Source organism: Streptomyces sp. NBC_00873, from assembly GCF_045207415.1.
Classification (GTDB): Bacteria; Actinomycetota; Actinomycetes; order Streptomycetales; family Streptomycetaceae; genus Streptomyces.
Window position 1 is genome coordinate 8,283,210 of the sequence record NZ_CP108803.1, and the last position, 21,503, is coordinate 8,304,712.

Genomic DNA, 21,503 nt, shown 5'->3' on the forward strand with positions numbered 1-21,503 from the left:
CCCTCCACGAAGGAGTCACCTGATGAGTACGAGTACTGGTCACCTGATCGAGTCTGCTGGGGGCGTGTCGCTTGCCGAGGCTGGTGAGAGCGCCCAGGGTGCCGACGTGAAGTCGATGCCGGTATCCGTGAACGTTCTGTCCGCTGAGTTGCTGGAGGAGCTGGCCGCGCTCGCGGTGGAGCGGACCGCCGAGGGCGGGCTGCGGCTGATGGGCGAGGGCGGGATCCTGCCCGAGCTGGCCCAGCACCTGATGCAGGCCGCGCTGGAGGCCGAGATGGACCAGCATCTGGCCTCGCGGGCCGGCTGCGGACCGTAGGCGGCAGCAGCGTTGCTGCGTCTCGGGCGGTGCCGGCCGTGACGGACAACCTCAAGGAAGCGTGGCCGGGGCCGGTGGTGGGTTCCGCCGCTCGGCCTGGCGGCCGCTCGGCTCAGGTACCTCCGCCGACCGGATGCCGAGCCCGGCTTTCGCTGAACTTCCGTTCTACGGCTGAGCAATTCAACGGTCCGCAATGAGGCTTCCTGAGGGTGGAACGGGGGTTCCGGGGTCGAATGGGTGACCTTGATGGCTGGAGCGATCGAGGTCAAAGACCTTGTGCGAGCAGTTGATGTGTCCATAGCATCCTCTCAACTTTCGCCGAGAGAGGGACAAAGATGGACTCCGCTCAAGGAAAGTCACGCAGTCGCCGTCAATTCCTCCGTGGAGCAGCGGTCTCCGCCGCCGTTCTGGCCGCTGGATCGCAGGCCTGGCCGTCGCTGGCAGCCCCGGCCCCCGGAGACGCGGGCAGACGGGTTCCGGCAGGCCGCATCGGTCTCCAGCTCTACTCGGTGCGCGACATGCTCGCCGTCGATCCCGAGGGCACACTCGAGATGATCGCCGACGCGGGCTACGCCGAGATCGAGCCTGCCTACACCTACGGCGGGCGCACCGCCGAGCAGTTCCGCAGGATCGCCGATGCGAACGGACTGCGGCTGATCGGCAGTCACCACAACCCCGGCGACTTCCGGGGCGCCCGGGCGCAGCAGACCTTCGACAACGCGGTGGCGCTTGGACAGGAGTACGTCGGCGTCTCCTACATGGACGGCGCCCAGACCGCCCAGGCCTACCGCGCGATGGCGCGGGAGATGAACCAGTGGGGCGAGGCCGCCCGAGCCCGGGGGCTGCGCTGGTATGCCCACCTGCACGACAACGAGTTCCACGCGGATCCGCAGTCTGGGCAGACTCTCTTCGACGTGTGGCTGGAGGAGACCGACCCGGATCTGGTCTGGTTCGAGATGGACCTCTACTGGATCCTGCGGGCAGGTGCGGACCCGGCCCCCTACCTCAGGTCGTACGAGAAGCGGTTCCCGATGCTCCACGTCAAGGACGGCGCACCGTGGAACGACGTCGAGACCGACCTGGGAGAGGGCGAGATCGACTTCGCGGGGATCTTCGCCAACCTGCGGCAACTGCCCCATCACCACTACATCATCGAGAGGGACCAGCAGCCCCACCCGGTCCGCACCGCCCACGTGTCCTACGACTACTTCCGCACGATCCGCGTAGGCCCTCCGGGCAACGGCCATGGCCCCGGCGGGGTCGCTTAGATGTCCTAACAAAGGGCTCTTCGGTCGCTTCCGTGGGTGGGGTTATGCGGTGTGACGGCCTGGTAGTTGGGGGCGGTGGCCGCCGAGGCTGAGTATGGCGAGGGCGATGAGGGCGTTGGCGTCCTGTAGTTCGCCCTCAGCTCGTCCAGGGCGGACAGTGTCTCGGACTCGGTTGCGGCCGTGTAGATGGGTTTGAGGGCGGCGGCGACCTTCTTGCGGTCGCTGTAGGAGACGTACTTCATCGACGCCCGGATCAGGTGGGTCACGCAGGTCTGGACCAGGGCTTTGTCCCAGACGGTGTTGATGGCCTCGGGCAGGCCGGTCAGGCCGTCGCAGCACACGATCAGCGCATCGCGCAGGCCGCGGTTCTTCAGCTGGGTGAGCACGTTCAGCCAGAACTTCGAGCCTTCGGTGTCCTGGATCCAGATGCCCAGGACGTTCTTGATGCCGTCGACGTCGACGCCGATGACCAGGTGGGCGGACTTGTTGGTGACCATGCCGCCGTCGCGGACCTTCACGCTGAGTGCGTCGATGTAGAGGATGGGATAGACCTCGTCAACTGGCCTGTTCTGCGAGGCGGTTATCTCGTCGGCCACCACATCAGTGATCTTGGAGACCAGGGCCGGGGAGACCTCGGAGCCGTAGACCTCCTTCAGATGCGCGGTGATGTCGCGGGTGGTCATGCCGCGGGCGTAGAGGGACAGGATCATGTCGTCGACCTGGGCCAGGCGCCGTCGCCCCTTGGGCACGATGACCGGCTCGAAGGCGGCCTTGCGGTCCCTGGGCACGTCCACCGTGACCGGCCCCGCCGTCGTGGTGAGTGTCTTGGGGAAGCTGCCGTTGCGGGAGTTCCCGCTGCCCCGACCGGCCGGGTCGCCGGCCTCGTAGCCCAGGTGGTCGGCCATCTCGACCTGCAGAGCCCGCTCCAGGACCGCCTTCATCATCATCATCATCATCATCATCATCATCATCTGCTGCAGCAGCCCGCCGGCCCCGTCGATGCCGACCCCGGCCTCCTCCGCGTCCGCCAGCATCCGGTCGATCGCCGCAGGCGACAGTGCGCCCGCCAGGCGTCGGGCGGCCTCCTCACGGCTGCCCATGGGCGCGGCCTGCGGGCTGATCTCGTTCATCAAATCACTCACTGTGTGTCACAAACTCCAGGTCAGGACGGGCCCGACCAGCACCCAGCAAGACCATCACTTACACATAGGAGTGAACACCCCCAACTGGTAGGCGTAGCCGAAAGGGCGGGCGGAAGCGTCCAGCAACCGCCGGTAGGCCTGCGCCCGGTCCTCGTTGCTGCCCAGCCGGGGCACGCCCGTGGGCCGGTACCGTCCGGTCAGAGCGCTGGCCACGCTGCCCGTGGCCTTGATGCCGGCAGCGGCCACACCCGGCGTTATGAAGGTCATGCCCGACGAACTACACCTGATACCTGGCTCTGACAAGATTTTCGTAGAGCCTGATTCCTGATAGACCCCTGACTCAGGGGCTCAGAGCACCGGAGCTCTGCCGGTCTGTAACTCAGCGGCCGTGGTGAGTCGTTCGGAAACTTCACCACGGTAGGTATGGGCTCCTCCGCCCGCAGGTCGCGAACCAGCGGCCCGTCACGGACCAGACTGAGGCGCAGACCATGTCGTTTGCTCGCCGAATTGACCAACCCTCTTGACACCGCCCCCATCACCCGCTGAACTACCGGTGGTTTAGACCAATTTCCCAACCGCGACCCTGTATCCGCCAGCTCAATCGAGGAACACGATGAGGCCCCTGCGGTTGCTCTTCCTTGGCGCGCTCGCCGTGGCCGTCGGGTTGGCCACCATCGTGATGGCGGCCAACCCGACGACCGCGCAGACCGCCCCGAATCCCAAGCCCCAGACGATCCCGGCCCAGTAAAGACACCGCGGATCCCGACCGGATCCGCGGTGGCTGTTCTGTCCGGCGATGGGTGTCCCGGACACGACACGATTCCAATCCGCCGTCCCACGTGGCCTGATCACCCCTGCGAAGGAACCGAGATGAAGCCCTTACTGTCGCTTTTCCGCAGCGTGCTCGCCGTTCTCATCGGGCTGGCCGCCACCGTCTCGGTGGCAACCGTCCCGGCAAGCGCGCAGACCACGCCCAACCCCAAGCCCCAGACGATTCCCGCGCTGCAGGAGTGGACCGGCGGCACCGGGTCGTTCACCTACTCCAGCGCCACCAGGATCGTCCGCGCCGCCGCGAACGCGAGGGCGCTGGCGACCACCAGCCAGGTCTTCGCCGACGACCTGCGGGAGCTGAACGGCTACCCCGTCACCCAGGTGATCGGCACCACCGCCAGCCTGCGGGCCGGCGACATCTTCCTGTCCCTCGGCTCCACCGACACCGCCCTCGGCACCGAGGGCTACGCCCTCTCGGTCACCGACAAGATCACCATCACCGCCCGGGACGACCGCGGCGCCTTCTATGGCACCCGGACGATCCTGCAACTGCTCAAGCAGAGCACGTCGATCCCGCAGGGCACGGCCCGGGACTGGGCGCTCAAGCCCGAGCGCGGACTCATGGTGGACATCGGGCGAAAGTACTTCACCCCGCAGTGGCTCAAAGACCACGTGAAGGAACTCGCCTACCTCAAAATGAACTACTTCCACCTGCATCTGTCCGACAATCAGGGCTTCCGGATCGAAAGCACCTCGCACCCGGAGATCGTGTCCTACGAGCACCTCACCAAACAAGAGGTCAAGGACATCATCGCACTGGCCGCCAAGTACAAGATCACCGTTGTCCCGGAGATCGATGCACCCGGGCATCTGCGCCAGGTCCTGAACGTCCACCCCGAACTGCGGCTGGTCACCAGCACCGGCACTCAGCAGTCGGAGTTCATCGACCTGAGCAAGCCCGGGACCTACACGCTGCTCAAGGACCTCTACAAGGAGTACTTGGCGCTGTTCCCCGGCCCGTACTTCCACATCGGCGCCGACGAGTACAGAGTCGGCAGCTACAGCCAGTACCCGCAGCTGGAGCAGTACGCCCAGGACACCTACGGCGCCAACGCCACCGGCAAGGACGTCTACCTCGGCTTCATTAACTGGGCCAACGACATCATCCGCGCCGAGGGCAAGACCACCCGCGCGTGGAATGACGGAGTGGGCGGCGGCACCGCCGTTACGGTCAACCCCAACATCATCCTCGAGTTCTGGTACAACCTCGGTCTCTCACCGCAGGCGCACATCGACAACGGGCACCTGATCTCCAACGACAGCTGGAGCCCGACCTACTACGTTCTCGGCTCGGGTGGACCAAGCGGACCGGACAGCCAATGGGGCTATGACACCTGGAACCCCGACCTGTTCCAGGGCAACCAGACCATCAGCGACACCTCGAAGTCCAAGAACCTCGGCACCAAGCTCCACGTCTGGTGCGACCGCGACACCGCCACCCAGGAACGCGTCGCCAATGACATCAAGAACGGCCTGCGCATGGTGGCCCAGCAGACCTGGGGTTCACCCAAGCTGGTGACCCCGTGGTCGAACTTCACCACGACGATCAACACCATCGGCCGCAACCCGGCCTGGCCGACCGACGCCCAGCAGGGCAACGTCGCCGCAGGCCGGCCCGTGACCGTTTCCAGCACCGAGGCCAGAAGCGTCGCGGGCGCGAACGCAGTGGACAGCAACTACACCACTCGCTGGTCCAGCCGCTACAGCGACAACCAGTCGATCACCATCGACCTCGGCATCCCCAAGCCGGTCAGTCAGGTGAAGCTGCACTGGGGGAACGCGTACGGCAAGGGCTACCAGATCCAGGTCTCCAACGACGCCACCACGTGGACGACGGTCTACACGACCACCACGGGTGACGGCGGCATCGACGACCTGACCGGGCTCACGGGCACCGGCCGCTACGTCCGCATGCAGGGCACCGCCCGCGCCACCGGCTACGGCTACTCGCTGCACGAGTTCGAGGTCTACGCACCGGTCATCCAGTCCGGAGCCACCTACCAGCTCAAGACCGGCGGCAAAGCCATGGACATCCCCCTGACCAATACCGACGGCACCCAGCTCACCGTGGACAGCCCGCACTCCGGCGATAACCAGAAGTTCGTCATCACCGCCAACCCGGACAACACCTACACACTCAAGAGCGTCTACAGCGGACTCTGCGTCGCCATCTCCACCAACTCGAACACCGGGGGTCAGGCGATCATCCAGACCGCCTGCACGTCGACCGCCGCCCAGCGCTGGTCGCTCTGGCAGACCGCCACCACCGGCTACTCACTGGTGGCGACGACGGCCAGCGCCCAGGCGATCACCGCGGAGTCGGCCACCAATGGCGCCAAGGTCATCTCCCTGGGCATCATGGCCGCGCCGCTCCAGTCCTGGACCTTCACCAAGGTTTAGCAGCCGTTGTTGTACCGATCATGGAACGTGCAGATCGAACAGGGTTCCTGGTCGGGTGATCTTCCGGCTGTACGCGCATGAGGGCAGGGCCTCTCGGTAGCTCGGGGATGCGAATCCGAACCGAGCAGTGCCGGGAGGCCCTGTTGTCGCTGTTGTACGCGCCCGCGCCCGTTGATTTCAACTCGTCCGCTGTGTCGTGCGATTGCCTCGCGCACGTGTACGGCAACGCGGCCGATCATCCGGAGAGGGAACGCTGCTACCCGTCGGACATGTCGGACGCGGAATGGGCAGTGGTGCGGCCGTTGTTGCCCACCCCGGCCTGGCTGGAGGGACGGGGCGGGCAGCCTGAGGGTCAGCTCGGGGTCGCGCATGCCGCGGCGGCGGCAGTCGCGCAGCAGGTCGGCCCACGACTCGGTGGATTCGCGCAGTCTCTCCGCGAGCGCGATCAGTTCCTTGGTGCCGTCCATGCGCACCCCGAGCAGGACCAGCACGCACGAGTGCGCCTGGCCGAGCCGGACCTTGGGGTGCACACCGTCGGCCCACACGTAGACGTAGTCGCGGTCCGACAGGTCCCGGTCTTGGAAGGCGGCGTGGTCGTCGCTCCACTGCCTGGTCAGCCGGGTCACCGTCGCGGGTGAAAGGCCAGCAGCAGAGCCGAGGAACTGCTCCAGCGCGGGCACGAAGTCTCCGGATGACAGTCCGTGCAGGTAGAGCAGCGGCAGCACCTCGGAGACCTTCGGCGACTTACGGCACCACGGCGGCAGGATCTTCGAGGAGAACCGCCTGTGCTCGCCGGTCTCCTCGGCACCTACAGGGTCCTCACGGACGAACGCGGATGATCGTCTTCCCCTGGAGTCGCTCGGTCGGGTTGAGGGCGGTGACGGCATCGTCGAGGGTCGCGACGTTGCCGATGTTCGTGCGCAGTCGTCCGTCCCGCACCCGCTGGACGATCTCACCCAGTTGGGCACGATCGGACTCGACAACGAAGTCGATCGCCAGGCCGTGGGCGGGCCGCGCCTCGGGCGGCCCAACGACGGTTACCAGTGTTCCTCCAGCCCGGATCAGGCCTGCGGATCGCTTCTGGATGTCTCCGCCGATGACGTCGAAGACCAGGTCGACTTCGCCGACGTCTTCGAGGGTGTTGTTGTCGAGGTCGACGAACTCCATTGCGCCGAAGTCGAGTGCCTTGTGACGGTCGGCGGCACGTCCGGTGCCGATGACGTAGGCGCCGGCCTCTCGTGCGAGCTGCGTCACCATCGTCCCGACTGCGCCGGCCGCGCCGTGCGCGAGGACGCTCTGCCCCGCCTGGAGGTGGCCGTGCTGGAACAGTCCCTGCCACGCGGTGAGGCCTGAGATCGGCAGGCTCGCGCCCACGGTGAAGTCGACGTCGCCCGGCAGCGGCGCGAGGTTGCGTGCCTCGACGGGCGCGTGCTCGGCGAGGGTGCCGTCGCGATGCCAGTCGGTGAGGCCGAACACGCGCTGTCCCACCGAGAGACCCGTCGTGCCGTAGCCGAGGGCGGTGACCACTCCGGCCAGCTCATGTCCGGGGATCGACGGTGTTCGGTCGCGGTCGAGGCGATCGGTCCAGGTCGAGGGCCACGCCATCTCGGTCGGGACGAATCCCGACGCATGAATCTGAACGACGACATCGTTTATCGCCGGCTCCGGCTCGGGCCGCTCCGTCAGCGTCATCCCGGCCGTTCCTGCGGCCTGGTCCGTCACCACGATCGCTTTCATTTGGACACCTCTCTGTATCAGTCCTCGCCGGCACGGCGCCTACGGTTCATGAGTGTTAGTGGTGTCAGTCGGCGTCTTACCCCGCGGCACAGGTGTGGAGCGAAGACATCGTTGTCAAGCGCTGCTTTGAACCGGCTCACCGCTTCCCCGGCACAGGCGCACCACTGCCGCATCTGCTCCGCCCATCGCGGAAGAGTCGGTGATCGCGTTGTTCGTGTCGGTTGGAGGGGGCAACTGTCATCCGGTTCCGGTCGATGCTGGTCAAGTCGCGTGTGCACACTGGCATGGTCACTGCTCCTCGGCTTGATCGCACGGCGTTAGGCCGGTTGCTCCTGCCGCTTCGGAAGCCGCCGGTCCGGCCGACGGTCCCGACTTTCGGTGATCCCGCCATGACCGCACCGCGCAACGAAGCCGCGCTCACCGCTTGCCGGCTCACTGTCGGCTGTGCGGTGGCGGTGGCCGCGAGCAGTGGTTCCATCCCATACCGCTCGGCTTCCGCGGCGATGGCCTTCACCTCGTCCACGGTGACCTCGGTCCGGAACATCTGGGTCAGCTTCTCGACGTGCTGGGCGGGCAGGGTGAGGGTCTCGCCCCGCCGCTGAGGGTCACGCTTCCGTCGTCGTGGTGCACGACCTTCTCGGGCACACGGCCGGGGAACAGCCAGCACGATGACGTGTTCGCGCTCCAGCCGGTGGGTGCGGGGCACTGGGTGAGCTCGGTCAAGAGCTGGGCGAGAGTGTTGGGCAAGGGGATGGGGGTGCGGTGAAAGGTGATGAAGGCGGTGCCGTCCACGACGGTGAGCGTGCTGGAGGCCAGCGCGGCGATTCGGGTGAGGTGCTGTCCGAAGAGCAGGAGGATGGCACCAGCGGCAAAAGCTGGGCAGACCAGTAGATACCACCTGCCCATCAACGACCACCGATCGAAACCAGTTCACACAATGATCAAGAGAGCATCTTCAGAGCACGTCGGTGGATCGAGGCTTAGACACTCACTGCTGCTACCCGTTGATTTCCGCTCAATCGGGCATACGGTGGATGCGACGGAGTCGCCAGGCGCGGATCTCGCTGTAGAGCACGGCCGCCGCAAGTAAGAAGAGCATGGTTTCTATGCTCGCTGACCACGGTTCAGCCACCCACCAGTGACCTATGACCGCCCACCCAGCGCTGATCAGCACGGCGAGGAGGTAGCCGCGCAGACGCACACGCAGCCGACGCACATCGTGTCGTGGTTCAACTGCCATGATGGCCCTGTGTCATCGCAGGATGATGCTGGTCACTAGCGTATGGTGATCACCTTTGCCCGGTAAGTCAACACTGCAGCAGGAACTCGGTGTTGGGCGTTGTCACGTTGATGGCGCGGTGACCGGTCGATGGGGCTTCGGGGCGTGCTGAGGTGTGGTTTCGGTGCCCGTTTAAGCCGCGGTAGTCAGGCCGATGTTCTCGGTGACGTTGTGCTTGCCGATAACCTCATCCGCCCTGGTCGGAGCTGGTGTGCGGGGTTTACGGGATGTCGAGCGCGGTCGGTCGAGTCTGCGCCGTCGCGCGGCTATCGATCAACGCGGCATGATGACCAACCGTGCTGCTGCGACTGGCCTACTTGGGCATGGCGAACGCGTTCGCCATGCTGCGCCTGCTACCGATGAGCGATCGGGACAAGGACGTGGAGATCCTCGCCCTGCGCCACCAAGTGTCGGTGCTGGAGCGCCAACTCGGTATGGAGAAGGTGCGGTTCAGCCCGAGCGACCGGGCGTTCCTGGCGGCGCTGCTGCACCGGCTGCCGCGGGACGTGCTGCGCAGGCTGCGGCTGCTGGTCCGGCCGGACACGGTGCTACGTTGGCATCGCGACCTGGTCGCCCGCCGCCACGCCGCCGAGTCCAAGCCGAAGCGCCCGGGTCGGCCCCGCACCGTGCGCTCCATCCGCGCCGTGGTGCTGCGCATGGCACGGGAAAATCCCACGTGGGGCTACCGGCGCCTCCACGGCGAGCTGCTGGTGCTGGGCGTGACGGTGGCCCCCTCCACGGTCTGGGAGATCCTGCGGGAGGCCGGGATCGATCCGTCGCCCCAACGGGGCTCAAGTACGTGGGCGGATTTCCTGCGCTCGCAGGCCGACGCCCTGCCGGCGTGCGATTTCTTCGAGACGGTCACCTTGTCCGGGGCACGGATGTACGTGCTCGCAGTGATCGAGCACGGCAGTCGGCGGATCCGGATTCTGGGCGCCACGGCCCACCCGACCGCCGCCTGGGTGGTGCAGGCCGCGAAGAATCTCGTCATGGACCTGGAGGACGCACGCTGCCGGGCGCGGTTCCTGATCCGGGACCGGGACGGGAAGTTCCCCGCCTTGTTCGACGCGATCCTCGCCGATGCGGGCATTGAGGTTGTGCTCAGCGGCGTCCGGATGCCGAGAATGAACTCGATTATGGAGAGGTGGGTGCAGACCTGCCGGCGCGAGCTGCTGGACCGCACGTTGATCTGGAATCAGCGGCATCTGCTCCACGCCTTGCGCGCGTTCGAACAGTTCTACAACTCCCATCGGCCGCATCAGGGCATCGCGAATGCCCGCCCGCTGTATCCATTGCCCACGCCGATCACTGATCCGGACGAGATCGCCCGCCTCGACATACGCCGCCGTGATCGCCTCGGCGGCATTCTCCACGAGTACCGACATGCCGCATGACCTCAATGGATGACGTTTTCGGCAAGGGCAGCGTTCCGCCATGCCTGCGGAGAGCTCTGCCGGGGTGGCCTGCGCCGTCGTGCCGATGGGGTCGGGGCCGGAGTCGAAGGCGAGGTGGACGTGGCAGTCCGTCATGCCGGGCAGCACCGTCGCGCCCGGGCAGCGCAGGCGGGGCACTTGGGGGTCCACCGTCGCGTCCAGCTCGGCGGCGGGGCCGACGGCGGATACGGCGCCGGTGCTCTCGTCGACGAGCACGGCGCCGTCGGCGGTCACCCGGTCCGCGGGGCCTGCGATGACACGGACGGCGGTGATCAGTAACGTGTTCACGGGGGTGGGGGTCTCCTCTCGTGCCTGCTGCTTCCCTGCTGCTTCCCGGCGAAGCGTTCCGCGAGCCCTCCTACGGGAACTGCTTCTCCTCGCGGCCGATGTCGTCGATCGGGCCGAGGATCGTCCAGCCGGGCCCGAGGGGGCGGGTGGAGCGGAAGCCGTGGGCGTCCGCGTACTCCTCGGCCTCCTCCGCGGTGTCCTCGGGGGCGCGCATGATCGTGTAGCGCGGGGGGTCCTCGTGGTAGAAGCGGTAGAACGTGCGGCCCTCGTCCTTGGGCTGGTAGAGGATCACGCTGACGCCCCAGAGGGCGTCGTACACCTTCTGGTCGCGCGGGGGCGTCGTCGTGCACGTGTCGGAGGGGCGGCCGGGCTCGCGGACGCAGGTCCGGTACCGGCTCCAGTCGATGCGTTCGGCGCGGGGGTGTTCCGCGATCAGCTTCCGCATCCGGGCGTCGGCCCGGGCGAAGGCGTCCTCGCGGCGGTCGTACTCCTGCTGCAGCCGGTTGAAGCGCTGCTCGTCGAAGCCGCTGCCGAAGTGGGCCTCCAGGCCCGCGAGGACGGCGACCCGCCAGGCCAGGTACCCGGCCGTCACGACGAGCAGCGTGACGACCAGGACCCGGCCCGGCGAGCGCCTGTGGGGCATCAGGTCGGCGAGGTCAGAACGTGCCGCTGATGGGGATCTCGATGTCCGCCTGCGCGATCGGCGGGGGGTACTTCCCGTCGAACCGGTCATAGTGCTGGAGCGTAAACCAGTCGATGAAGCCGTACTCCGTGATCTCGTCGTCCGGGTCGAGACCGAAGTGGTCGTAGGAGTGGAAGACGAGCTTGCCGGAGAAGGAGTTGCCCTCGACCTTGTAGTCCTTCAGCGCGATCGTGTGGCCGTGGAACTGGTGGATCGCGATGGAGAGGGCGCGCTGGTTGGCGTCCCAGAGCGAGAAGTCGTACACCGGGTACTTCACGTCCTGGCGGAGGAACTCCTGGAAGAGGAAGTTCTTGGAGAGGTCCTCCTGGACCTTGAGCTGATCGGTGCGGCCCTTGTTGTCGATGAGGGACTGCTTGATGATCTGGCTGGCCTTGTCGGTGTACGTCTTCTCCTGTGGTGAGGCGCCGACGGCGCGGGAGAGGGCCGTGCCGGAGCCGCGGTAGAGGTAGCGGCCGGGGTCGAAGTTGTCGTCGACGGTGACCGTGCCCGCGCTCTGGCCGCCGCGGCCGTAGCGGAAGGCGTTGCGGAGGTCGTCGACGGACTGGGCGTAGTCGGCGTCGGCGCCGAGCTTGCCGAAGTTCATGATGTCGTTGAACTCGGCCCACATCCAGGACTCGGGCGTGATGCGGGCGACCCAGAACTCCCAGCCGAGGTCGGTGAGTTCGTCGAAGTTGTAGTCGTTGAAGGTGAGGTCGTCGGCGACGCGCGGGTCGGCCGGGACGGGCGGGTGCTGGGGGTCGGGGGCCTTGCGGCGGCCCTCGCGGAAGGACGACTGGTGGATCAGCATGTCGGTCGGGGGCGGGTCGCCCGGGTCACCCGGGTCTCCGCCGTCGCCGGGGCCGTCGGAGAGGATTCGCTTGCCAGGGGCCTTGGGGCCTGCCTTGTCGAAGGCGTGGCTGTCGAGGACGACGTACTTGGCGGAGCTGTCGGCCGTGGCGGTGGCCGTGATCGTGCTGCCGCTGCGCTGCTGGCCCGACTGCTTGACGAGGTGGCGGGCCTTCTCGTCGTAGCGGTAGAGGGCCGGTGCGGTGCCCTCCGTACGGTCGGGGTCGAGGCGGAAGGTGAGCCTTGCGGCGCCGTCCGCGGGGGCGGAGACCTGGAAGCCGTTGCCGAGGTAGCCCGGAGTGGACTCCGGGAACTCCCGCTGCTTGGCAGGGAGCCTGGTGACCTGGAAGCCGCCGACCTGCTTGGCGCGCAGGCCTTTGAGCGTGGCCTCGGCGGCGGTGGCGCCGCCGTCCGCGCGGCGGGTCACGTCGAAGGCGGAGTTCTTAGCGCGGGGGGAGGCGTTGAGCCTCGTCTCCTCGCCGTCCTGGACGCCGTCGCCGTCGGTGTCGGCCTTGGTGGGCTCCGTGCGGAGCTTCAGCTCGCGGGCGTCCGAGAGGCCGTCCTGGTCGGTGTCGGCGCGGGTGGGCGTGGTGCGGAGCTTGAGCTCGCGGGCGGTCGTGAGGCCGTCCTTGTCGGGGTCCTCGGCGCCGTCCTTGGTGCCGTCGCCGTCGGTGTCGGCCTTGAGCGGGCTGCTGAAGCGGTAGCCGAGCTCGGCGAAGTCGGAGAGGCCGTCGCCGTCGGTGTCCTCGGACTTGGGGTCGAGCTTGGCGCGCACCTCCAGGTCGTCGGGGAGGCGGTCGCCGTCGGTGTCCTCCGTCGGCGAGATGCCGTGCTTGGCGAAGGACGCCCAGGTCGGGGTATCGGCCTTGGCGCCGGGCTCGGCGCGGTACCAGACGGTCTCGGTCCTGCCCGGCTGGAGGGTGTTCGTGGGGCCGACGCCCTGGAGCGTCGTGCGCGCGTCCTGGGGGGCGGCGAGCTTCGCGGCGGAGGTGTCCGTGATGCGGTCAGAGAGCTCGAAGGTCAGCGACCATTTGGAGACGGGGTGATCGGAGACGTTCTCGAGCTGGAGCCGGGCGACGTACGAGCCCTCCGTCGCTCTGCCGCGGAGGGCGGCCGGGACCTGGCTCCACGCCGCGTCGCCGGGGGCGACCTGGCGGTAGGAGACGTCGACCGTGTTGTCGCGGTAGAGCGTCGCCCCGTCGGTGGCCGCGCCGTCGCCGGGGGTTCCCGCGGCGGCGGGCACGGCCGTGCCGAGGAGAAGGAGTAAGGCCGCGCCGAGGGGCACGGCGGCGCTTCTGTTCATGGGGCCTCCCATGTCTGAAGCCATGTCTGAAGACATGCTTGTTGTCTCGAAGCTGCCGTTGTGTCATGGCAGTTCGGAATCAAACGGGGAAGCTAGCATGCGTGGGGGATGGTTCCCAAGGTGTGATGGAGGCGAAATTGAGACGTTTGGGAGATTGGTAAGCCCTGTTCCGCTTGTGTTCCTGCTCTGCCTGGGCGCCAGCCTGGCGACCAAGGAGGAGCTCGCGGCCAACGGCGGCTACGTGCTCTTCCCGAGCAATCCGACCTTCGAGTCCTACAACGTGGTCCTCTCCGGCGGCGTGGTCACGCGGGCCGCGGTGGTCAGCGTCGTCATCACCCTGGTCGGCACGGCGCTCAGCCTGCTCTGCACGGTGGCCCTGGCGTACGGGCTGTCGCGGCCGGGCACGGTGGCGGGCAAGCCGCTGCTGATGATCGTCCTCGGGACCTTCCTCTTCACCCCCGGCATCATCCCCAACTACCTGGTCATCCAGGAGCTGGGCATGATCGACACATACGGGGCGCTGATCGCCCCGATCATGCTCAACGCCTTCAACATCGTGGTCGTACGGGCCTTCTTCCAGGGCATCCCGGACGAGCTCCACGAGGCGGCGCGCCTCGACGGCGCGGGCGATCTGCGCATCCTGCTGCGGATCGTGCTGCCGCTGTCGAAGGCCGTCATCGCGGTGGTCGGGATGTTCTACGCGGTCCAGTACTGGAACAACTTCTTCAACGCGATGCTGTACATCAACGACGGCTCGAAGCTGCCGCTGCAGGTCGTGCTCCGCTCGTACGTCCTGCAAGGCGACACCTTCAACGCCAAGGCGCTCGGCGTCGCCACGCTGCCGTCGTCCACCTCGATGTCCATGGCGGTGCTGATCCTTGCGATCATCCCGATCGTCGCCGTCTACCCCTTCCTCCAGAAGTACTTCGTCAAAGGCGTGCTCACGGGCGCCATCAAGGCTTACGAGTTGGTGCGTGATAGCGGGCGGGTCGTGTTTGGCTTGGTCGTGGCCGGTTGTCAGGCGTTGATGGTGCGGTCGGAGACGAGGCCGACGATGGCGCGGTAGGTGTCGGGCAGGCGGTCGCGGCGGTGGGTCCAGCGGGTCAGTTGCTTCCAGCGTTTGTGGTCGGCGAGGGCGTGTTCGACGGTGATGCGGTCGGATGAGTGACCGTGGCGGTCGCGTTCCCACTGCTCAACTCTGCCGGGCAGTGCTCCCGGACGCGGTTTTCTGGGCGGCGTGATCGCTTGCCCGCGGTGGTCGCGGCTCAGGCCCAGGTAGCCGTCGTCCAAGAGGACCTCGACGTCGGGGAAGTGCTGGAAGCAGATGGCTATGCCTTCGTTGCGGGCGGCCGTGGCATCGTGCATACGACCAGGCCGCAGCGCATCGGTCCATAACGTGCGGCCACGCCAGTCGGCGATGACGGTGGCCTTCATCGTGTTCTGTTTCTTCTTACCGGAGACGAACGCGCGCCGCCCGCCACGTCCGGCCGGCGGACGACGGACCTGGATCTCGGTGGCGTCCAAGCGCAGCTCAATGCCCTCGGCCTGGGCGTAGGCGAACACGTTTGTCAGCGTCCGCAGCCGCAGCCGCAGCCGCAGCCGCAGCCGCAGCCGCAGCCGCAGCCGCAGCCGCAGCCGCAGACCGGGACGGTCGGGAACCGCGCACCCCCGCTCGGCCAGGAGCGTGCGTACTTCTGCGATCGCACGGGTGATGGTGGAGCGGTCGACGCCGAACAGCAGGCCCAGCACCGAGTGCGGCAGGTCGTGTCGCAGATGGATCAGCGTGGCCACCAGGCGGTCGACGAAAACCAGCTGGTGACGGGCGCCGGCACCCGCGGCCCGCTTCCTGGCCCCACCCCGCACGGCATGACGGCGGCCCTCCAGGCCGGCCTGCCACGACACAGCCAACTCCTTGATCAGACACGCGAGATGACGCCGCGAGATCCCCGTAAACAACCGATGCGCCAGCACCGCCCGATTCACCATGATCGCCACACCCGGATCATGCCACCAACCTGGCACGACGCCTCACCCGCTATCACGCACCAACTCGTTAGTGCTGTCATCTGCCATGACACCGGATGCTGTCAGCTCTGCGGCAGACAGCGCGGCTTCTTTTCCGCGGAACGATCGCGCCGATCTGCGAAGCAGGCCGACGAGCCGGGTGGGCAGCGCAGGGATGCTGCCGCTCTTTCGGTTGAAGTGAGCGAAGCCAAACCCACGGGCTACTCTGCCTCAAGAGGAGGAACCTCCCTCCGGTTCCCTGGATTTCTCCTCCAGGAATCCGCGAACCCGTCGGCTTGGCGCTGGGAAGACGTGCGCCAGGTTCCCGAGCTCGGCTGGCACGGCATGGCGAACTGGGTGAAGGCGGCGCTCGGACTCGCCGCGATCTGCGCGGTCATCATCCTGCTGGACGGCGCGACCGACGTCCTGGCCGCCGCGCTGCACGACCTGCTGACCGCCGTCCCGCGCGTCCAGGTCGGCACCGACACCTCCAACGGCGTCTTCGCCGTGGCCGACCAGCCGATCCGCTCGTACATCGCGGCCCACTCCGCCTCGCTCCCGATCAGCGCCTCCACCGTCTACACCGTCTGGCAGGTCGTCGGTCTCTTCGGCCTTGTCGGCGGGTTCTTCCGCAGCAGCGGAGCCCGCATCACCTGGACAGCCTGGGGCGCGGCCAGCATCGCGATGGTCTACAGCGCCGCGCCCGCCGACGGCCGCACCATCGCCACCGGGCTCGCCGTCCTCGCCTGGACCGCCGCCTCCGCGTTCGCGCTGCGCGGCCTGACCCTGCGCCCGGCGTTCTTCACCCACATCCACAACGCCGGTCACCAGATCGAGCCGCACATCCATCTCCCGGCCCCGGCAGCCCCGCCCGCCGAAGACACCCCGGACAACGTGCACCCGCTCCAAAAGCGCTGACCCGCCGCCCTGCCTGGCTCTCGCCCGCCGTACGCGGGCGAGGACCGGACAGGCCGACCGGCCGCCCGCCTCACCCCTTCCGCCCCGTCGACGGACTTTCCGCCGACGGGCGCAGCACTGCCCGCCATCAACCCTGTTGGAGGACACACCGTGCTCATCCCCCGCCCGCGCCGCCGCATCGGCCAGCCCCGCCCGCAGCGCCCCGCCCGGCTCCCCGGTACCTGGAGCAGCTGATGCCCCGCCCCCGGAAGAAGGGGCGCCGCCGCGAGGTCAAGAAGGTGCCGCGCAGCACCGCGACCCTGCCAACTGGAGTTCACGCGGGTTCGTCAGCGCTTCTTGTACGGGAATCAGTGCAAGTGGGGAGGTGAGGGCCTTCTTGGCGGTCGTCATCCGTCCGTGTCGAGTTTCCCGAGTTACTGGCAGATTCTGCGAGTTCGGCCAGTAACTTGCGGGGCTATGCGGGATTCAGGAAGTCGCCGCCGTCTGACGTTGCTCACCGGGCAGCCGGAGGACGGCGATGAGCAAGGCCCGGGCAGCCCGGAGGACAGCGGCCTGGCGGACGTGCAGGTGCTGCAGCGCCGGGCTGCAGCACAGACACATGATCGTCAGCCCCATCACCGCCATGCATGTTGACCAGCCCGCAGTCACCGCCTCCAACTTCCAGACACTGCGGGACCGGATCGGGATCAACGCCACACAGCTCCGGCAAGACCGATTCCTCGACGAGGCCCGCGAGACCGCGGATCCGATCCGGCTGATGCGTCTGTTCGGAATTACCTCGCACACCGCGATCTGCTACGTCCGCGCGGCCTATCCCGAGCGCTTCACTATCGACTCCACACAGGCCTAGGCCTCAGGGTCGGCGGAAGTGCGTTTGTAGTGACATGTGTAGAGATAGGGGTCCCCGCCGTCCGCGGAGACAGTCCCGTCCATCCACAGCTTTCCGTGCTCCAGATAGAACGGCAGAAACTGGTAGTCGTTGTGATTCTTGAAACTAAGCACCAGATAAGGCGTCAGGCCGGGGTCGTTGTTGACCCCATGCCATTTCCCGTCGCTTGAACGGCGTGTCACCTGCGAGTCCGGCACGGGGCCGTCCCACTGGACCGGAAAGTCCTTGCTGGAGAAGGTGTAGTCGTCGCGTAGCCGGACGATCGGCGATCCGCATTCCCCCTCCCCGTCCCACCGGCCGACCAATTCGGCATGAGTGACGGCCTTCGGAGTGGGGGCGGGTTTGGCTGTCCCGCAAGCGGACGGGGCGAATGCCATCACGGTGGCAGTCGAAAGGCTTGCGCCGATGCGAAATATGTCGAATTGCACGCTGTCTGCTTCCAGCCGTTGGATGACGCCCAGTATGCCGGTCGGTGATCCGAAAGAGACGGCCTAGCAGGCGCTGGACGAGATCCAGACTTCGTTGTCACGGTGACGGTCCAGCCCCACGGCCTCGAACTCGTCCTCACCCAGGCCCCTTCGCGCGCCCAGCCGCCCCAGGGACTGGGAGATCGGGCTGACTGTTCGGGAGAACCGCTTCTTCGTTGGCACATCCAGCGGCCCCAGCACCAGGGCCCCGTCAGCCCAGACGGCGGCTCGTTGCTCGCCGCCGCCACCAAAGTACTCGGCCTCCACATAGGCAACCGGCCCTGAGACCGACCACTGAGCGAGCATTCTCTCGAAGCCACCTGGCAGCCGCCAAAAACCCAGATCCCCTGCGGCGCTGCCGTCCGTGACGCCGTCGAAGACCTCATCCGTCATCGGCATCAGCGACAGGCCCTGCCGAAGGGGCGCCACTCGGGCTCCCGGAACGTCCCGTGCCGCGGCACTCAGCAGCTCGTCCCCTGCGATTACCGCCTGCAGTACGTAACCCACCCCAGGCCCCTCCCCAACCGATTGGAGCCCTCATCTTGCCTGACGCGTCGGGCACGAACCCGAGCGCCTCTCACTACAGAACCGACAACCCACCAGCGAGTTCCTGCCACGGCTACCACCAGATTCTGCGAACCCGCTGGTTTCGGAGTTCGATCGGCGCACCTGTCCCGAGGGCCTGGTCACCCGCAGGCAGCTGCGCGAGCGGGGACTGAGCCCCGGCGGGCACGGCCCGGTCGCGGTCCTGCGCTGCAAGTACTGCGCCTACCGGCCTGACCAGTCGTGCAACCACCCCCAGCGGGGCTGGCTCTACGACGTGGAACTGGCCCGGCCGAAGCGGACGCCGACGCTCGCGCAGGAATGGGCGCTGGACCGGGCGATGGCCGCGAGGTCCACCTGCCCGGAGTGCAAGCGCCGCTATTACTTCTGCCTCCCGCTGCGCACCCAGGGCTGCTGCGACCCGTGCCACAAGGGCTACGAGCCCAGCCCCGACACCTACTTCACCGCTACGGCCCCGGTGACCCACCGGCTGGCCGCCTGATCAACGATCCCTGCGAAGGAGAGTCACCGTGGCTCTGTTCACCCGTACCGCCCCGGCCCCCAAGACCTGGACGCCGGAAGGCACGCTCGTCTCCCAGCGCTTCCGGGCACTGGAGGGCGCGACCGTCCTCGTTTACACCGGCGACCCCGACCGGAGCAGCGCGCGCTACGCCGTCGCCTGCCTCGGCTGCACGCACCGCGCGGACCGCAACGCCGCCAGCAACGTGATGACGGAGACGGAGGCCGCCCAGGGCGCCAACATCCACGCCGCCACCTGCCGGGCGGTGCCGCGCGGCGTGCCCGCCAGGCCCACCGACACCGAGGCCGCGAAGCTGATCCGCTCCCGGTTGTGGGCGCGCCGCTACGGCGCGGCTCCGCACCGGGTGCGGCTCTCGGACTTCACCGCGCTCCGCGTCGACCTCCAACGCCCCACCGACTGGATCAAGGCGTTGCTGGGCGACATCGCGCAGGCCGACCCCGGCTTCCTCGCCGCGACGCCCGCCGCCTCCGGGCAGGGCACCCACTTCACCGTCCAGCCCTTCGCCCGGCCCTGACGCCGTGCGCATTCGAACCGCCGCGCTGGTCGCGGCCGCCGTGTCCGGCACGGTCGCCGCGGCCGCCGTCGCCCTCAAGGCCGGCCACTGGAAGCTGCACGCCGACCGCCACCGCATCGAGCTGGCCCCCGTCGCCCGTCGCTCCTGCCCCGACTGCCGGGGCGCGGGCGGCTGGTGGACCGGCGGCCCGTTCCCGGAGATGGAGGCGTGCGGCTGCTGGGCGATGCGGCGCGAGCTGCGCATCCGGCTCCTGCCCGTCCCGGCCTGGCCAGACGAACCGCCGTTCTGACGGCTCCCGCCCCCGGCCTGTGTGGCCAGGGGCGGAAGCCGCACACGGGGTCGGCCGCAGCATCGGCAAAGAGGCCGGCCGCCCCGCTCCCCTTCACCCGCATTCGAGATCAGGAGAACCCCAGCATGCCCCGTCTGCCCCTCACCACCGAGCGCCTGGCCCTCTTCGGCACCCTGCTGGCGACCTTCGGCGAACTGCATCCCGCCTGTGACCACTGGGTGCAGGGGTCGAAGACGGCTTCGCGGAAGCGGCTGTACGGCGAGGACCTGGTCCACGCCGACGGCTCCCCCGCCACGCCGAACTCCACCCGCCCGACCATGACCACCAGCACCCTCGGCAGGCGTGCGGTGGCCTGCCACGTCGCCTCGTACACCGCCGTGCAGCTCGGGGCGACCGTCGCGATCACCCGCGCCTTCGGCTACCGCGTCACGCCCACCGCGCTGCTCGCCGGCGCGGCCATCAACGCCTCCACACACGCCGCGATCGACCGCGGAGCGGTTCTGCTATGGCTGGCGAAGAAGACCGGCAAGACCGGCTACATCGAGCACTGCAAGGCCGCCCGCGTCGACGACGACGGCAAGGCCACCTCCGAGCTCACCGGGCCGGGCAGCGCGTGGATGGAGCTGGACGCGGCCCTCCACCGCGCCATCGGCATCGGCGCCGCCGCCGTCACCACCTGGCGGCGAACTCGGGCACCTGGACTTTCTGCAGGTCCTCTGCCAAGACGAGATCACCCGCCGCGAGACCGTTGCCTTCCAACGGCGCCTGGCACGGGCAAAGTTCGAGCAGCAGGTCACCCTGGAGGAGTTCGACTTCACCGCCTCCTCGAAGCTCCCCGCCGCCCAGATCCGAGATCTCGGAGCCCTGCGCTGGCTCCACTCCGGGGAGTCGGTCATCCTCTTCGGGCCGGTCGGGGTCGGAAAAACACACGTCGCTCAGGCCCTCGGCCACCTCGCCGTCCGCCAGGGCGCCCACGTCCGCTTCGCCAAGACCAGCCGGATCCTCGCGGACCTCGCCGGCGGACACGCGGACCGCACCTGGGACAAGCGGATCCGCGAAATGGTACGGCCCGACGTGCTCATCCTCGACGACTTCGCCATGCGCCAGCTCAGCGCGGCCCAGGCTGACGACTTCTACGAGCTGGTCAGCGAACGGCAGGGCCGGTCCCTGATCATCACCAGCAACCGGGCGCCCAGCGACTGGTATCCGCTCTTCCCCAACCCCGTCGTCGCCGAGTCGCTGCTGGACCGGCTGATCAACACCAGCCACCAGGTCATCATGAACGGCCCCAGCTACCGCCCCAACAAGCGGCCGAAGAACCCCACCGCCAAGCCTTAAATAACCAGAGTCCGTCTTCTAAAGACCGCTTTTGGTGTCCCCACGAGTGAGCCAGGCTTCGAAGAGAGCGTCAGCAAGCCAGTGCCTGTTGACGAAGGCCATGTGATGGGCTGACACTCCGGTCCCGCCGTGTGAACGACGTGTGGGATCTGCACCTTGGGACAGCAGGAAGCACGTGGCATCCACATGGAGGGGCTCCCCAGTCTGGATGTGTCCGTCGATCTCTCCGTCGACAGCACTGTGGAGGAGGGTGAACCCGTTGTACTCCTCGTGGATGTCAGCTCCCGCCGCCAAGAGGTCGCGCAGATCCTCCAGCCGGTCCTGTTCGACAGCCAGGTGCGTCGGTGGCATCTCCATTACTGCCCCTCCCCTTCAGCGGAGATCATCTCAGGCCATGGCCTTGGAACGAGATGAGAGTAACCGGCCACTTCCGCGGACCTGTCGCGCCCCCCTCTCAGGCAGAGGAACCTGGGGA

Annotated in this window: 23 protein-coding genes and 3 pseudogenes; 14 read left to right on the plus strand and 12 right to left on the minus strand. The window is 67.7% G+C overall.

Annotation, left to right across the window (positions count from 1 at the left end; translation table 11 throughout):
- The first annotated feature begins 22 nt into the window (after positions 1-22).
- Together OH809_RS38240 and OH809_RS38245 are read left to right on the plus strand one after the other, a co-directional pair.
- Complete coding sequence (locus OH809_RS38240) at positions 23-316, plus strand: hypothetical protein (RefSeq protein WP_406416598.1); 294 nt, start codon at positions 23-25, stop codon at positions 314-316.
- A gap of 335 nt (positions 317-651) precedes the next feature.
- Positions 652-1,584, plus strand: a complete 933-nt coding sequence (locus tag OH809_RS38245; protein WP_406416596.1) for a sugar phosphate isomerase/epimerase family protein — start codon at positions 652-654, stop codon at positions 1,582-1,584.
- 104 nt (positions 1,585-1,688) lie between these two features.
- On the opposite strand, the pseudogene OH809_RS38250 reads toward OH809_RS38245, so the two are convergent.
- Positions 1,689-2,654: pseudogene (locus tag OH809_RS38250) on the minus strand (IS256 family transposase); the annotation flags it as partial.
- A gap of 126 nt (positions 2,655-2,780) precedes the next feature.
- A complete protein-coding gene (locus tag OH809_RS38255) occupies positions 2,781-2,993 on the minus strand; it encodes a hypothetical protein (RefSeq protein ID WP_406416595.1) in 213 nt (70 codons plus the stop codon).
- A gap of 346 nt (positions 2,994-3,339) precedes the next feature.
- On the opposite strand from OH809_RS38255, the gene OH809_RS38260 reads away from it, so the two are divergent.
- The 3 genes and pseudogenes from OH809_RS38260 to OH809_RS38270 form a co-directional block, all read left to right on the plus strand.
- Positions 3,340-3,474, plus strand: a complete 135-nt coding sequence (locus tag OH809_RS38260) for a hypothetical protein (protein ID WP_406416593.1) — start codon at positions 3,340-3,342, stop codon at positions 3,472-3,474.
- A gap of 122 nt (positions 3,475-3,596) precedes the next feature.
- Positions 3,597-5,957 (plus strand): family 20 glycosylhydrolase, encoded by a 2,361-nt coding sequence (locus OH809_RS38265; RefSeq protein WP_406516123.1) that lies wholly within the window; start codon positions 3,597-3,599, stop codon positions 5,955-5,957.
- Between the two features lie 107 nt (positions 5,958-6,064).
- Positions 6,065-6,307: pseudogene (locus OH809_RS38270) on the plus strand (transposase); the annotation flags it as partial.
- Here OH809_RS38270 and OH809_RS38275 read toward each other — a convergent pair.
- The 3 genes and pseudogenes from OH809_RS38275 to OH809_RS38285 all read right to left on the minus strand — a co-directional run.
- Positions 6,305-6,757 (minus strand): annotated as a pseudogene (locus OH809_RS38275) (transposase); the annotation flags it as partial. The pseudogenes OH809_RS38270 and OH809_RS38275 sit on opposite strands and share 3 nt — an antisense overlap.
- Before the next feature lie 19 nt (positions 6,758-6,776).
- The gene (locus OH809_RS38280; protein WP_406516124.1) at positions 6,777-7,694 is read right to left on the minus strand and encodes an NADP-dependent oxidoreductase; all 918 of its coding nucleotides are present in this window, start codon (positions 7,692-7,694) and stop codon (positions 6,777-6,779) included.
- 549 nt (positions 7,695-8,243) lie between these two features.
- Positions 8,244-8,600 (minus strand): hypothetical protein, encoded by a 357-nt coding sequence (locus tag OH809_RS38285; protein WP_406416587.1) that lies wholly within the window; start codon positions 8,598-8,600, stop codon positions 8,244-8,246.
- A gap of 669 nt (positions 8,601-9,269) precedes the next feature.
- On the opposite strand from OH809_RS38285, the gene OH809_RS38290 reads away from it, so the two are divergent.
- Positions 9,270-10,367 carry an integrase core domain-containing protein gene (locus tag OH809_RS38290; RefSeq protein ID WP_406516125.1) on the plus strand — a complete coding sequence of 366 codons (1,098 nt, stop codon included), beginning with the start codon at positions 9,270-9,272 and terminating at the stop codon, positions 10,365-10,367.
- Positions 10,368-10,487: 120 nt separating this feature from the next.
- A complete protein-coding gene (locus OH809_RS38295; protein ID WP_406416584.1) occupies positions 10,488-10,685 on the plus strand; it encodes a hypothetical protein in 198 nt (65 codons plus the stop codon).
- 79 nt (positions 10,686-10,764) lie between these two features.
- On the opposite strand, the gene OH809_RS38300 is transcribed toward OH809_RS38295, so the two are convergent.
- On the minus strand, positions 10,765-11,337 hold the full coding sequence (locus tag OH809_RS38300; protein WP_223124638.1) for a hypothetical protein: 573 nt from the start codon (positions 11,335-11,337) through the stop codon (positions 10,765-10,767).
- Positions 11,338-11,350: 13 nt separating this feature from the next.
- Positions 11,351-13,525: a DUF3289 family protein gene (locus tag OH809_RS38305; protein ID WP_406416582.1), complete on the minus strand. Its 2,175-nt coding sequence runs from the start codon at positions 13,523-13,525 to the stop codon at positions 11,351-11,353.
- A gap of 154 nt (positions 13,526-13,679) precedes the next feature.
- On the opposite strand from OH809_RS38305, the gene OH809_RS38310 reads away from it, so the two are divergent.
- Positions 13,680-14,591 (plus strand): carbohydrate ABC transporter permease, encoded by a 912-nt coding sequence (locus OH809_RS38310; RefSeq protein ID WP_406516126.1) that lies wholly within the window; start codon positions 13,680-13,682, stop codon positions 14,589-14,591.
- Here the strand turns inward: OH809_RS38310 and OH809_RS38315 are convergent.
- Complete coding sequence (locus OH809_RS38315; protein WP_406516312.1) at positions 14,543-15,511, minus strand: transposase family protein; 969 nt, start codon at positions 15,509-15,511, stop codon at positions 14,543-14,545. The two genes, OH809_RS38310 and OH809_RS38315, sit on opposite strands and share 49 nt — an antisense overlap.
- 330 nt (positions 15,512-15,841) lie before the next feature.
- Here OH809_RS38315 and OH809_RS38320 point away from each other — a divergent pair, with 330 nt between their 5' ends.
- Positions 15,842-16,447, plus strand: a complete 606-nt coding sequence (locus OH809_RS38320; protein ID WP_406416579.1) for a hypothetical protein — start codon at positions 15,842-15,844, stop codon at positions 16,445-16,447.
- 598 nt (positions 16,448-17,045) lie between these two features.
- Positions 17,046-17,297: a hypothetical protein gene (locus OH809_RS38325; RefSeq protein WP_406416577.1), complete on the plus strand. Its 252-nt coding sequence runs from the start codon at positions 17,046-17,048 to the stop codon at positions 17,295-17,297.
- On the opposite strand, the gene OH809_RS38330 is transcribed toward OH809_RS38325, so the two are convergent.
- Together OH809_RS38330 and OH809_RS38335 are read right to left on the minus strand one after the other, a co-directional pair.
- A complete protein-coding gene (locus tag OH809_RS38330) occupies positions 17,294-17,764 on the minus strand; it encodes a hypothetical protein (protein WP_406416575.1) in 471 nt (156 codons plus the stop codon). The genes OH809_RS38325 and OH809_RS38330 overlap by 4 nt on opposite strands.
- 63 nt (positions 17,765-17,827) lie before the next feature.
- Positions 17,828-18,232: a hypothetical protein gene (locus OH809_RS38335; RefSeq protein ID WP_406416573.1), complete on the minus strand. Its 405-nt coding sequence runs from the start codon at positions 18,230-18,232 to the stop codon at positions 17,828-17,830.
- A gap of 271 nt (positions 18,233-18,503) precedes the next feature.
- Here OH809_RS38335 and OH809_RS38340 point away from each other — a divergent pair, with 271 nt between their 5' ends.
- From OH809_RS38340 to OH809_RS38350, 3 genes are read left to right on the plus strand one after another with little or no spacing between them, the layout of a single operon-like run.
- The gene (locus OH809_RS38340) at positions 18,504-18,848 is read left to right on the plus strand and encodes an RRQRL motif-containing zinc-binding protein (RefSeq protein ID WP_406516313.1); all 345 of its coding nucleotides are present in this window, start codon (positions 18,504-18,506) and stop codon (positions 18,846-18,848) included.
- Positions 18,849-18,876: 28 nt separating this feature from the next.
- A complete protein-coding gene (locus tag OH809_RS38345) occupies positions 18,877-19,401 on the plus strand; it encodes a hypothetical protein (protein ID WP_406416571.1) in 525 nt (174 codons plus the stop codon).
- Between the two features lie 4 nt (positions 19,402-19,405).
- Complete coding sequence (locus tag OH809_RS38350) at positions 19,406-19,690, plus strand: hypothetical protein (protein ID WP_406416570.1); 285 nt, start codon at positions 19,406-19,408, stop codon at positions 19,688-19,690.
- Positions 19,691-19,799: 109 nt separating this feature from the next.
- Here OH809_RS38350 and OH809_RS38355 read toward each other — a convergent pair whose 3' ends face one another.
- Positions 19,800-20,096 carry a hypothetical protein gene (locus OH809_RS38355; RefSeq protein WP_406425462.1) on the minus strand — a complete coding sequence of 99 codons (297 nt, stop codon included), beginning with the start codon at positions 20,094-20,096 and terminating at the stop codon, positions 19,800-19,802.
- Between OH809_RS38355 and istB the strand changes: the two genes are divergently transcribed.
- Entirely contained in the window at positions 20,033-21,028 is a 996-nt protein-coding gene (gene istB / locus OH809_RS38360; protein ID WP_406416568.1) for an IS21-like element helper ATPase IstB, read from the plus strand. The two genes, OH809_RS38355 and istB, sit on opposite strands and share 64 nt — an antisense overlap.
- 18 nt (positions 21,029-21,046) lie before the next feature.
- Here istB and OH809_RS38365 read toward each other — a convergent pair whose 3' ends face one another.
- Positions 21,047-21,385, minus strand: a complete 339-nt coding sequence (locus OH809_RS38365; protein ID WP_266908570.1) for an ankyrin repeat domain-containing protein — start codon at positions 21,383-21,385, stop codon at positions 21,047-21,049.
- Positions 21,386-21,503 lie beyond the last annotated feature (118 nt).

Excerpts from the sequence above, each read along its gene's own strand:
- OH809_RS38265 (WP_406516123.1), top strand. The coding sequence starts at position 3,597 with ATGAAGCCCTTACTGTCGCTTTTCCGCAGCGTGCTCGCCGTTCTCATC.
- OH809_RS38255 (WP_406416595.1), bottom strand. The coding sequence starts at position 2,993 with ATGACCTTCATAACGCCGGGTGTGGCCGCTGCCGGCATCAAGGCCACG.
- OH809_RS38305 (WP_406416582.1), bottom strand. The coding sequence starts at position 13,525 with ATGAACAGAAGCGCCGCCGTGCCCCTCGGCGCGGCCTTACTCCTTCTC.
- OH809_RS38365 (WP_266908570.1), bottom strand. The coding sequence starts at position 21,385 with ATGGAGATGCCACCGACGCACCTGGCTGTCGAACAGGACCGGCTGGAG.
- OH809_RS38260 (WP_406416593.1), top strand. The coding sequence starts at position 3,340 with ATGAGGCCCCTGCGGTTGCTCTTCCTTGGCGCGCTCGCCGTGGCCGTC.
- OH809_RS38245 (WP_406416596.1), top strand. The coding sequence starts at position 652 with ATGGACTCCGCTCAAGGAAAGTCACGCAGTCGCCGTCAATTCCTCCGT.
- OH809_RS38280 (WP_406516124.1), bottom strand. The coding sequence starts at position 7,694 with ATGAAAGCGATCGTGGTGACGGACCAGGCCGCAGGAACGGCCGGGATG.
- OH809_RS38300 (WP_223124638.1), bottom strand. The coding sequence starts at position 11,337 with ATGCCCCACAGGCGCTCGCCGGGCCGGGTCCTGGTCGTCACGCTGCTC.
- OH809_RS38315 (WP_406516312.1), bottom strand. The coding sequence starts at position 15,511 with ATGGTGAATCGGGCGGTGCTGGCGCATCGGTTGTTTACGGGGATCTCG.
- OH809_RS38240 (WP_406416598.1), top strand. The coding sequence starts at position 23 with ATGAGTACGAGTACTGGTCACCTGATCGAGTCTGCTGGGGGCGTGTCG.
- OH809_RS38285 (WP_406416587.1), bottom strand. The coding sequence starts at position 8,600 with ATGGGCAGGTGGTATCTACTGGTCTGCCCAGCTTTTGCCGCTGGTGCC.
- OH809_RS38325 (WP_406416577.1), top strand. The coding sequence starts at position 17,046 with ATGATCGTCAGCCCCATCACCGCCATGCATGTTGACCAGCCCGCAGTC.